The sequence below is a fragment of the Ochrobactrum sp. AN78 genome, from assembly GCF_029909885.1.
GTDB classification, from domain to species: Bacteria; Pseudomonadota; Alphaproteobacteria; order Rhizobiales; family Rhizobiaceae; genus Brucella; species Brucella quorumnocens.
Map to the genome: position 1 here is coordinate 134784 of NZ_JASAMU010000005.1, position 12140 is coordinate 146923.

Here is a 12140-nt window from a genome sequence, read left to right on the forward strand (position 1 = left end):
TTTGTAGAGAATGAATATTTGCCAGACATGATGCGTCTATATCTTAGCGCCTTGGTATGCCCGCATCACGTCAAATCGAGATGTGCCTTTAGCGGCATGTCATCATGGATAGACACAGTCTGCCGCTCGATCATGCGATGGACCAGAGGGGGCGTTGTCCCCTTGTGCAGAGCAAGCAGTCTTTCTGACACTTCCGCGTCAGATTGCGTACGTCGCTGATTGTGGCGCACATATTCCACCCATGTCGGAACGTGATAGCTTTCCGTCCATGTTTCCGGATTTTCCAGATCGCGCAGCAAGGCCCATTGTCGTGCGCCATCGCGAATGCGAATGCGTCGCCGCAGCGCCATTGCCCCAAGAAACGCCTGCACATCTTCCTGAGCGATTTTATAATCGACCATGATCATGATCGGGCCACTGCGCGACCGTAGGTCTAAGCGCAACTGCGGTTCGCTGAAGCGATTGAGCGGATCGAGATTAAGCGATTCAAATTCCGGCTGTGGCAGCAAAAAACCGACGAGCGCACCGAAGAGCAAAACGCCGGCTGCCGCCAACAAGGCTCCCGGAACGCCGAATTCATCGGCAACCGAACCCCACAGCCAACTGCCCGCCGCCATGCCACCGAACGTGGCCGTCTGGTAGAGTGCCAACGCACGGCCAACCACCCATCGCGGGGTTGAAAGCTGCACAGTCACGTTAAACAGGGAAAGCGCGAGAACCCATGACAATCCTGCAGGCAGCAGGAAAATACAGCTCATCCAGATGCTGCGGCTCACCGAGAGCAAAAGACAGCTGAGCGCAAAAGCGACAAAAGCGCCCCGCACCAACCACTCATTGCCGAGAAGTTCGCGCAGTCGGGCGCTTGAAAGAGCGCCACCGATCGCACCAATCCCGAAAAAACCGAGCATGATGCCATATGTCAGCGCTGTGCCTTTAACGAGGTCACGTGCCACAAGCGGCAACAGTGCAAGAATGACAATCGCAGACAGACCGAACAGAAAGCCGCGAAACATGACTTTTAGAAGATTTGGCGACATAGCCACATAGCGCAGCCCGGCGACCATTGCAGGCCCTAATGCTTCGCGCGGCAACGTGGATTTCGTCGTCTGAGGTTGCCAGCGCCAAAGCGCTAGAATAAGCGCGCAGTAACTGAAGGCATTGAAGATGAAAGCAAACGCGGCACCCGCTGCCGCAACAATAGCGCCACCAATTGCCGGACCGATGCTGCGCATCAGATTGAAACTCATGGAATTAAGAGCAACTGCTGCAGGCAAATCTGTTCTGGGAACAATGTCGCCCATCGATGCCTGCCACGACGGATTATGCAAAGCACCACCACAACCGATGAGAAAGGTGAAGCCGAGCAACATCCATGGTGTCAGCATGCCCAGATAGGCGAAAGCTGCAAGCGCAACCGAGATGACGAGCAGGAGAATCTGGGCGGTGAGCATGATGCGGCGGCGGTCGAAGTTATCCGCAAGCGCGCCTGCCGCAACCGAGAAGATCATCACCGGCAAAGTAGTGGAGGCCTGAACCAGCGCGACCATATCATCCGAACGCGCAATGGTGGCCATCATCCAGCCCGCACCGACAGTCTGCACAAGACCGCCCAGGTTTGAAAATAGCGTTGCAGACCATAAGGCGCGAAAAGTTCCATACTGAAACGGCGCTAGGGGGGAATTTCTTTGCGGCATTCGGACGACCTCCATCCTCATCCGTTCTTCTAGGCGATACGCGAATCGCACCCAGGGAACAAGCAGCTTCCATCAAGCGCGACCGGACGACACACTTAAACATTTGAATCAGCATGCAGATAATGAAAGCTGTCACTCCCACTTTATGGCGGGATCATGTAAACAGGCTTAATCCTTTGATAAAAATGCGTTCAAGATGACACAGCTTTCCCGCCCTTCTCTGTTTGGACTTGCCCTTGTTTGTTTCACTGTTGGGTCAATAACCGCGTCTTTCGCTGCGGAGGAATTGCCGCGACTGACGCCGGAGGCGGGTGTCGCAGCGCAAATTGCTACAACCGAGAATGGTTACGTCATTGTTCAGCCCGATGGGTCGGAACTCATGATGATTGATGCCGAATGGGCCGCAAATTTCGACGGTGAACCAAGCTTCACAGTTGCAGATTTCAATTTCGATGGATTTCCCGATGTGGCGCTTGGCGCAAGTACAAGCGAGAGTCCCGATATTGGGTTTGGTCTTTTTCTCTATAAGCCAACAACAAAATCTTATGCGGCGCTCAATTTTACGGAAGATTTCAGCGAGCGGCTTAACTGCGGCGCTCTATGGAATATTGAGTTAATCGAAAGCAGGGAAGCGATCAAAAGCAGCTGTAGTTTTGAGGGCGAAGATGCGCGCATCGATGTTGTGCGGATCGACCCCAACGGCGGTGCAAATTTGCTGGAACAATCGAGCCCGAAGGAAGAAATCTGGCATTGGCCCTATCTCGACCGCCCCGCCCGCATGGTCTCGTATGACCGGCAGGGCAACATCACTCTGGAAACAGTCATTGCCAGCGATGAAGCAGAGAACAGCTGGGAAGTCCCAGTAACTACGCTCGAAATATATAGTGCAGCTGATCTGCAAAGCAGAACGCCTGGCCATCTTGTCAAAGGCGAAAGCGTTCGTATCCTTGCTTTCAGTGGCGACTTCATGAAATTCGCCCGCGAAGGCAGCGACAACCTGCCCGGCGGCTGGGTATCGCTTAAAGAAGCCTATGACCTCGTCGCCCATTATGATGCTGACGGAACCAAACCGCAAACGGCTTCCCTCGGCCTTTCCGACTACAAAGATACAACGGAAAACCCCGATTATTATCGCAACCTCTTCACGCTGACGATGAAGAACACCAGCGATACGGAAATCCAATTGTCGAATGCTGAGCTTTTTCTTCTCTTCAACGGAGATAACGGCACGCGACTAGCTCATAAGCTCTACGATATCTCCGACACGACGCTCACGCCCGGCGAAAGCCATATGCTCGACGACAATCCGATTGAGAAGCGCGACGGACAATTTGTGATTTATCACGATAATGACGGGCAGGACGCCTATCCTTTATTCTTCCCGACGAACCTTATGCCCGGCAAGTATCGTGTCCGCCCAATAATCACAGGCCCCGGCCTCGGCAGTTTCATCTACGGCGAGAATGAAATCGAACTCGAATATCCGCCGAAGCTCGCCGACAGTCTGGTTAAACCTTAAGCTACCTGCCCCGCACACCAACCGGACGACCAAGCCCACTGGAAATTATAGCCGCCAAGCCAGCCAGTGACATCAACCACTTCACCGATGAAATAAAGGCCCGGTACATTTTTGGCTTCCATGGTTTTGGAATCGAGATCGCGCGTATCAACTCCACCCAATGTGACTTCAGCCGTCCGATAACCTTCCGAACCGGCTGGCTTCACGTGCCAGCCGTTGACCGCAGATGCAGCACGCCGCAATACGGCGTCCGACAGATCGGCAAGATTAGTCGCGGGAAAATCTGCAGCGATAAGCTGGGCGAGTTTCTTGGGAATAAAGAACGACAGAGCCGTTTGCAGTGCCTGCTTGCCGTTTTTAGATCGCTGCTCTTTGAGAGCTTCAAACAGATCTGTCTTGGGCAGCATCGAAATGACAATTTCGTCGCCTTCACGCCAGTAAGATGAAATCTGCAGAATAGAGGGACCACTGATGCCTCGATGCGTGAACAGCATCGCCTCGGCAAATTTCGTCTTCTTGCATGAAACGACAGCATCGACGGCAACACCCGCAAGCGGCTTCAAACGCTCGAGCAAATTCGGCTCGAAAGTCAGCGGTACCAACCCGGGGCGTGTTTCGACAATACGCAGGCCGAAACGCGTGGCAACATCATAGCCAAAACCCGTCGCCCCCATCTTCGGAATTGATTTTCCGCCAGTGGCAATGACCAGCGACTTCGCTGAAACCGTACCGCCGGAATGCCGGACAACAAAACCTCTCTCGGTTTTCTCAACGCTTTCGACAGAAGTTTCGAGCAATAAGCGTGCGCCGTAACGGTGCATTTCATCAAGCAGCATATCGATGATCTGCGTGGCCGATCCATCGCAAAACAATTGGCCAAGCGTCTTCTCGTGATAAGCGATACGGTGCTTGTCTACGAGCTTGATGAAATCACGCTGCGTATAACGACTTAATGCCGAGATGCAGAAATGCGGATTTTGCGACAGAAAGTTCTTCGGGCTTGCATAGATATTGGTGAAGTTACAGCGTCCGCCGCCAGAAATGCGGATCTTGTCACCGGGCTTTCTCGCGTGATCCAGCACCACCACCGAACGGCCGCGCTTTGCGGCCTCGATCGCACACATCATGCCAGCAGCGCCAGCGCCTATCACCAAAACATCGACGCTCTGCAACATTCAACTCCGATTTAAAAAGATTGCGGCACCATATTGCCGTAAATTGTGAGCGCAAGGCGTGTTTCGGAGTTTTTAAACATATCCGCGTTATAAAGGGTATAACACAGAGCCATTTCAAAGGAGCGGGGGCAGAATTTGAAAGTTTCAGTCTCGTCAGCGCCTGATATAAAGAACAGAAGAACCCGCTTTGTCGGCGGTCCAGTCTTCTGGATGTTGCTTGTACTTGTCGCGTTGATTGGCCTGTTGAGCATCCCGCTGACAGTCCCAATTGGCCCTATGTATTGGGATACATATCTCTATCTTGATGCGGCACAGCGCATCAACACCGGGCAGATTCCTTCGGTTGATTTTTTCACTCCGGTAGGCCCGCTGGGATATTACCTGTTCTCCTGGGGCATGAAGCTATTTCCACAAGCGCAATCCTTGTTGCTTGTCCAGTGGTCTACGCTTGCCGTGGCGGCTCCACTCATGGCGGCAGTTCTCACCGAGGTCGGAAGCAGAAACCGCGTCATCGCCTTTGCGCTTCTCATTCCTTTTCTGGCCTTCGCCATATTCCCTGCCAATGTGCAAACCTATACGTCCTATCCCGGTCTCGACGGCTTCGGCATCTATAACCGGCAAGTGTCTCTACTGCTTTATGTACTGACATGCGGTCTGATGTTCATTGCCGACGGCCGCAAGCTCGCAGTCTTTTGCGCCGTTGCAATGCTTGCTTTGTTTCTCACAAAGATCACCGGCTTTCTGGTTGGCGGTCTATTCGGACTGACGGCACTGCTTGCAGGACGCTTGTCCATGAAAACAGTTCTGATTGCTGCCGCCATAACACTGATCGGGTTGGCTGCGCTCGAACTAAACGGCCACATGATCTCGGCCTATCTTGCCGATATCGAGCAGCTTCTGGCTTTGAATGAAGGAGCGCTGCTGCCGCGATTTTTGACGGTCGTATCGGGTAAGCTGGACGTCATTCTGCCAACCGCAATTCTTGTTCTGGCGCTTTTCTGGATTGAAATGACACGCGGCGCGGCCTCTGTTCATTTTTTTGACCGCAACTCCGTATGGCTCGCAGTCATTTTGCTCGGCGGCATCATTCTCGAAACCCAAAACACTGGCAGTCAGGAATTCATCTTCATCTGGCCGGTTTTGTTGATGATTTACCACCGTGTCAAAAATGTTGAAGGCAAGGCTAAGATTGCGTTTCTGGTGCTGGCAGCCTTCTGCGTTATCCCGACCTTTAGCAAGGTCACACACAAGACTTTGCGCGCAATTGCGGTGGCACCCACCTATGTCCAGCCACCTGTGACGGAGCTTAAAAACATGCGCCAGGTGGCCGCCAGACCGGACATCATGGATCGTGCGAAATTGCTACCCGTGCATTATGCCGATTATTCCGCGCCTTACGAAGCATTGGCGACGCAAGGACAACTGCCAAGCTGGCGGCTTTATTCAGAGCTCGATTATCAGATGTACTGGATCATCTCCGCCGATGAAGCAGTCAAAGCCTTCAAAGAATTCGAGAGCAAGACCGGCGTTTATATCAAAACGCTGATGACACTCGACTTCACCGATCCATTTCCGTGGCTGTTAAACCGCGATGCCACGCGGAAAATCCAGATCGGCGCTGATCCATTCCGCACGGTTCCCGCGATGACGCCTGAAACCAGAGCGGCGGTCGAAGCAACCGACGGCGTTCTAAAGCCCAAATGTCCGATGACAACAACCCGTCTGGCCCTGCAGGAAATTTACGCTGACGCGCTCAAAGATCGCCAAGTCGTGCCACTTGATGCATGCTGGGACTTATTGTTGCGTCCCGGAATTTTGCAAAAATAGAGCAAGAAAAGCGAAAGGCCGGATGAACCCACCCGGCCTTTCTTTTTACTTGATTTGCGCTTTCACGAAATCCTTGACGATACCGACGATACCGCGCCCTAGAATCTCATCAAGCGCTGCGATGAACTCATCAACATGCGCGCGACCGCAAATAAGTGGCGGCTCAAGGCGGATCACGTTGCGATTATACTCGGTGAAAGCCACCAGCACGCCATGGTCCCGCAAGAGATGGCTACCAATAAAGCCAGGTAGCGAGCCTTTCAACTTGTCGTCAAGCATGGCGAGCACAGGGCGAAGTACCATTGGCATGGCCTTAGAGAAGTCATGGAACTCAAGTCCCACCATCATGCCCTTGCCCCGGACATCCTTGATAAGCGTCGGATATCGTCCGTGCAGCTCTTTCAAACGATCAAGCAGATAGTCGCCGGTTTCTGCCGAGTTATCGATCAGATGCTCATCGTAAAGCACATTGATCGTTTCAATCGAGGTAATGCAGGCTTCACCGATGCCACCGAAGGTCGCCATGGCATGGATCATCGCCGTTTTCGGCGTTCCGTAAGCTTTCATATAGACGTCGCGCTTGGCAATCATCGCGGCCATCGCTGTCTTGCCGCCTCCCAGCGACTTGGCAAGGGCAGTCACATCGGGAATGACGCCGTAATGCTCAAAGGCATAGAACTTGCCTGTACGGCCAAAACCGCACTGCACTTCGTCCGCCACCCAGATCACGCCATGCTGATCGCAAAGCTGACGCAACTTCTGCCAGAAGGCAGCATCGGCCTGAATGATTCCGCCGCCGCCCTGAACGGTTTCTAGCACAATAACGCCAATTTCCGGATCAGAACGGAACGCGTTTTCAATGGCATCAATATCGCCGAACGGTACGCGAACCGTATTATCGACCAGCTTGAACTCACCGCGGTAAAGCCCACCATCGGTGATCGACAGCACGCCCTTAGTCTTTCCGTGGAAAGAGTTTTCAGCATAGACAATCTTCGGCTTCTTAGGGCCTGCGGCACGTTCTGCAACCTTGATCGCAGCTTCCATGGCTTCCGAACCGGACGAGCCTAAGAAGACCATATCAAGATCGCCTGGCGAACAGGCCGCAATGTCATAAGCCAATGCGGCCGCATATTGCGACATGAAGGCGATGGCAATTTCGTGCCGCATTTCTTCCTGAAACTTGCGGCGCGCTTCGAGAATGCGTGGGTGATTATGCCCAAGAGCAAGCGAGCCAAAGCCACCGAAGAAATCAAGTATCTTGCGACCGTTCTGATCAAAGTAATACATGCCTTCGGCACGTTCGATTTTCACCTTGTGAAATCCGAGCAGCTTCATGAAATGCAACTGTCCCGGGTTAAGATGTCCGGTGAAAAGCTCGGTCATGCGCGGCAGATCGAGCGCCTTGGCATCTTCTACAGTCAGAAGCTTGGGCTTGGGCGTGTGGTTGGCAACAGCAACCGTGTCATGTGTCGTAACTGTCTTTGTCATGGTTTGGTCCTCACGCCGCCTTCGATGCATCGGCAAGTTTCTTGCGATATTCGCTATAGGCTGCGATCAGCATGTCCTCATCACGATATTGCGGTATCCAGCCCAATTCCCGTTGGCCTTTTGAAACATCGAGAACGCACATTTCATCGGCAATCAGATATTGCTCCGGGTCCATCAATGGCTTGTTGAGCCAATCGAGGAAGTCCAACGTGCGCTTCACGGCCCATGCGGGGGTCGGCACCAGAATGGATTTTGATCCTGCATGCTTGACCAGATCACCGAGCAGTTTACGCACCGGCGGCGGATTGAGCGAGCCGAGATTATAAACCTCATTTGGAACGCCCGCCTTATAGGCAGCATAAGCCGCCGACGCGCAGTCAAACACCGAAATAAACTGATAAGGGTTCTTGCCCGAGCCGATCATCGGAACCGGCAGATTATTATCGATGAGCATGAACAGCTTTTCGAGAATGCCAAGGCGTCCCGGTCCGATAATGAGACGTGGACGGAACAGCGAAATATTCATGCCGCGCGTGCGCCACTCAGCGGCCAGCTCCTCGGTCTTGAATTTCGACAAACCATATTCACCAAGCGGATTGCAGGGATGATCTTCTTTCTGCGGCCAGACATAGGTGTGGCCATAGACCATATCTGTCGTGAAATGCACGAGGCGTTTTGCGCCCGCTTCGTCCATCGCCTTGATAATGTTTTCCGTACCGTAATAGTTGACCGGGAAGAAGAAATCGTGACGCTTGGCACGCACCTGAAGGGGTGACAGCATCTTGGCAGACAGATTATAGACCATGTCATCGGCGCGAATGCCAAGTTTGCGGATCGCCTCTGGGTCAGTCACATCGGTATGGACAAATGTCACATCGTTATAATGCGCAAGATCGCTTTTCACGATATCCGCGACAATGACTTCATGTCCATCGGCGAAAAGCATTGGAGCTAGATAGCGCCCCACAAAGCCATCGCCACCAAAAATAATATGTCTCATAATCCTGCCCCGACTTTAAAATTAGAGCGCATCCCGAAAAGTGTGAACCGGCTTTCGGATAGGATGCGCGTTAAAGCAAATAGCTAGAACGCCGATCTGATCGTATCAGATCGAAACGCGCTCTAAACTGGTGAGCGGTCGTGAACGGCCGCATTGTGTTCGGCATTCGGCGTCTTACCGCTCTGTGCGATCAGCACTGTTCCGATGCAAATGAAAGCGATGCCCGCGATTTTGTAGGCGCCCAGTTCTTCCTTGAACAAAAGCCACGCGAAAACTGCCACGGCAACATAGGCAAGGCTCAAAAAAGGATAGGCAAAAGACAGATCGACTTTTGAGAGCACATACATATGTGATGCCATGGAAATCACAAACATGGTCAGACCAGCGAAAACCCACGGATTAAAGACAATCTGAAATATCCTATAAATCAGCGTATCCGCGGTATAGCTGGCATTACTAAATGACATCATGCCATATTTGAGCAGCAGCTGTGCTGCCGCGTTGGTCATGACTGTGAAGAGAATGAATGGGATATATTTCATCGTCTGTCCCGTGATTTAATTTTTTAATGCGGTACGCCGCCAGAAATCGGAGCAGAACCGCGCATCGCGCATGTCTTCAAGCTGCTGCCACTCTGGAAAGCCCGCCTTAAGTGTTTCAGAACTCATGCGCTGGTCTTTGTAGGGATTGACGCGCCCACCTGCTTCAATCGTCATGCTGTCGAGCTGCCCAAGCAGTGCGAGCGTCTTCTGCCCTCGATTGGGGAAATCCATCGTCAGAGTATAGCCCGGTTTCGGGAACGACAGGAGTCCCGGCGAACGCAGATCGCCAAACCGTTTCAATACCGTCAAGAAAGACGCCTGACCTGCCGCGCGACTTGCAGCCAGCATGGCTGGAATAACACGTTGAGCATGGTCAAACGGTATCACGCTCTGATGCTGGTAAAGCCCTGCAGGGCCATAAAGCCTATTCCAGTTCCTAACCCCGTCGAGCGGATAAAAGAAACTCGCAAAGCTGACCAGATGTGGCGCCTGTTTGCGGCGTTTGGCATGGTAATAAAGATTATTGAACGCAGTCAGGCTCGGCCCGTTCAGCATTGAAAACGGTAAGTCGAATGGCACGCCAAGTTTGGCCTCACCGCTCTGCCCCGCACGATTACCGTTGATCGCATGATTACCAATCAACAGCACGCCACGCCCTTCAGATCGACCACTCGCCAATTGATCCACCCAGGCAACCGCATATTCATTGTGGCGGTCGCAATCTTCCGCAATCGCGAAATACTCGGACAGGTTTTGGAACGGCGTAATGCGTTCCTCGACATCGAGAGAGCCAACCGGCATCAGACGGATACGGGCGTTGAGGATCAGCCCGGTCAGGCCCATGCCACCAATTGTTGCTGCAAAGAGTTCGGCATTTTCGGCGCTCGAACAGATGTAATGCACACCATCAGAGCGCAGGAGCTCCAGGCTCTCCACATGGCTACCGAAAGTGCCGCGTAAATGATGGTTCTTGCCATGCACATCATTGGCAATCGCGCCGCCCAGTGTCACAAAACGCGTGCCTGGGGTTACGGGCAGAAAATAACCCTGTTTAGCAACTGCCTCGATAATTTCACTCAACAACACACCGGATTCAGCTTCAAGAATGCCGGTATGGACATCGAAGCTTATGATCCTAGCGTGGGTCCGCATCGATACAAGCAATCCTGCGTCATTATGGCAGCTATCGCCATAAGAACGGCCATTGCCAAAAGCGAGCAGACTTTCCGGGCCTTCCAGCTTGGAAAACACATCATCGAACGCAATGGCGTTTCGCCTGTGACGATCTATGCGTCCAAAACTGTCAAACGATTGGTCCATCATCGCATCCCGGATACGAATAGCAAGACTGCACCAATGGCTATCACTACCTGACTGCGCCAGTCATTGGCGAGAAACACGACGGGATCGTCATCCATTTCCTTGCGATGCGCCAAGATCCATACGCGGATGATGATGTAAAGAACGATGGGCACCAGCGGCCAGATCAGCCATGGATAGGTATAGAGCTCCTGAACCGCGGCACTGTTGATGTAAAGCGCCAGAACCACCACAGCCGTAAAGCCGGAAGCGACGCCACTTTGGCCAACAATGTCTCTATCTTCGGGACGATAACCGCGACCAGCGATACGGTCTTTTTCTGTAACTGTCGAATGCTGCAATTCGACATAACGTTTCACCAGCGCCAGCGACAGGAAGAAGAACATTGCAAACGCCGTCAGCCAGAACGACTGTGGAATTTCGGTCGCTGCTGTTCCGCCCAACAGCCGCAAAGTATAAAGTGCTGCAAGACAGATGACGTCAACCAGCAACGCCCGCTTCAGCACCAGTGAATAGGCCGTCGTGGCAACCAGGTAGAGACCGATAACCAGCGCAAAAATCGGCGGCAGGAAAAAGCAGGTTGCAGCTGCGATCAACAAAAGCAGCGCTGACACCTTGAGCCCGAATGGAATGCTTATTGCACCACTTGCGAAGGGGCGCGAACGCTTTCTGGCATGCTGGCGATCAAGCGGCAGATCAATGATATCATTAAGAATATAGATCGCCGAGGCAGCCGCAGAAAACGCAATAAACGCGAGGATAGAAGCCAGAAACACCTCGGGAAAGAAGATGGTGTGAGCGAGGATTGCGGGAACAAAAACCAGAAGGTTTTTGAGCCATTGATGAACTCGCAGCATTTTCAAATACGGCTTGATGCCCGCTGCCCTTTTCTCAAAAAGCCGACTACCATTGGCTTTCTGAAAATGCGCAGCTGCGCGATCCGGGGCAACGACAATCACGTCCCGTGCAGCTTCGAAGACGGCTATATCGGCGCGGTCGTTACCCGCATAGTCAAAACCTTTCGGGCCATAATGTTCTGTAAGAGCCTGCGCTTTGCGATGCGAAGAAAGATTGTTTTTGCCTGTCGTGGCCAAAACAGCCTCAAAAATACCGAGCTCCGAAGCAACCGCTTGCGCCAGTGGCTCTGCTGCTGCGGTCGCCAGAACCAGTCTGCGCCCGTTGGCATGTTCCTGACGAAGATAATCAAGAAACTCCTGACGATACGGCAACAATGAAGCATCAATAACGATGCGGCGCGCAATTTGCTGCTTGAGATAGGCCTTGCCGGACAAGAGCCAGATCGGCATCAGAAAAAGATAAAGCGGGTTCTGCTTCAGAAGAACGAAAGCGCTCTCCCAAAGCAAATCCGTAGCGACGAGCGTCCCGTCGAGATCCACCGCCAAAGGCAATTCCTGGCTCTTTAGCCGCTCATCCATTTTTCGTCATTACCCTCAAACCCGCCCCGGCAACTCTCGTCGACCAAGCCCCCTTGGCAACACAAAAGACGAAAGTACAAATGAACAATGATTAGTCTTCTCTACAATCGATAATTGTTATTGATGGGCTTGTCTC

At 52.7% G+C, this 12140-nt stretch carries 9 protein-coding genes; 2 read left to right on the plus strand and 7 right to left on the minus strand.

What is annotated here, in order from left to right; translation table 11 throughout:
* Positions 1–65: 65 nt before the first annotated feature.
* Entirely contained in the window at positions 66–1694 is a 1629-nt protein-coding gene (locus tag QBD00_RS11595) for an MFS transporter (protein ID WP_151091092.1), read from the minus strand.
* 196 nt (positions 1695–1890) lie between these two features.
* On the opposite strand from QBD00_RS11595, the gene QBD00_RS11600 reads away from it, so the two are divergent.
* Entirely contained in the window at positions 1891–3213 is a 1323-nt protein-coding gene (locus QBD00_RS11600; RefSeq protein ID WP_318579558.1) for a hypothetical protein, read from the plus strand.
* Here the strand turns inward: QBD00_RS11600 and QBD00_RS11605 are convergent.
* Positions 3210–4385 carry an NAD(P)/FAD-dependent oxidoreductase gene (locus QBD00_RS11605; protein ID WP_318579661.1) on the minus strand — a complete coding sequence of 392 codons (1176 nt, stop codon included), beginning with the start codon at positions 4383–4385 and terminating at the stop codon, positions 3210–3212. The genes QBD00_RS11600 and QBD00_RS11605 overlap by 4 nt on opposite strands.
* Before the next feature lie 168 nt (positions 4386–4553).
* Between QBD00_RS11605 and QBD00_RS11610 the strand changes: the two genes are divergently transcribed.
* On the plus strand, positions 4554–6215 hold the full coding sequence (locus tag QBD00_RS11610; protein WP_412535019.1) for a hypothetical protein: 1662 nt from the start codon (positions 4554–4556) through the stop codon (positions 6213–6215).
* A 45-nt stretch (positions 6216–6260) separates the two neighbouring features.
* Here the strand turns inward: QBD00_RS11610 and QBD00_RS11615 are convergent, their stop codons facing one another.
* The 5 genes from QBD00_RS11615 to QBD00_RS11635 form a co-directional block, all read right to left on the minus strand.
* Positions 6261–7706, minus strand: coding sequence for an aspartate aminotransferase family protein (locus tag QBD00_RS11615; RefSeq protein ID WP_318579559.1), 1446 nt, complete (start codon positions 7704–7706; stop codon positions 6261–6263).
* Positions 7707–7716: 10 nt separating this feature from the next.
* Entirely contained in the window at positions 7717–8706 is a 990-nt protein-coding gene (locus QBD00_RS11620; RefSeq protein ID WP_318579560.1) for an NAD(P)-dependent oxidoreductase, read from the minus strand.
* Between the two features lie 122 nt (positions 8707–8828).
* The gene (locus QBD00_RS11625; protein WP_151091095.1) at positions 8829–9248 is read right to left on the minus strand and encodes an EamA family transporter; all 420 of its coding nucleotides are present in this window, start codon (positions 9246–9248) and stop codon (positions 8829–8831) included.
* Positions 9249–9263: 15 nt separating this feature from the next.
* Positions 9264–10568 (minus strand): FAD-binding oxidoreductase, encoded by a 1305-nt coding sequence (locus QBD00_RS11630; protein ID WP_151091306.1) that lies wholly within the window; start codon positions 10566–10568, stop codon positions 9264–9266.
* Positions 10568–12004, minus strand: coding sequence for a UbiA family prenyltransferase (locus tag QBD00_RS11635; protein ID WP_318579561.1), 1437 nt, complete (start codon positions 12002–12004; stop codon positions 10568–10570). The genes QBD00_RS11630 and QBD00_RS11635 overlap by 1 nt, the downstream gene beginning before the upstream one ends.
* Positions 12005–12140: the final 136 nt, after the last annotated feature.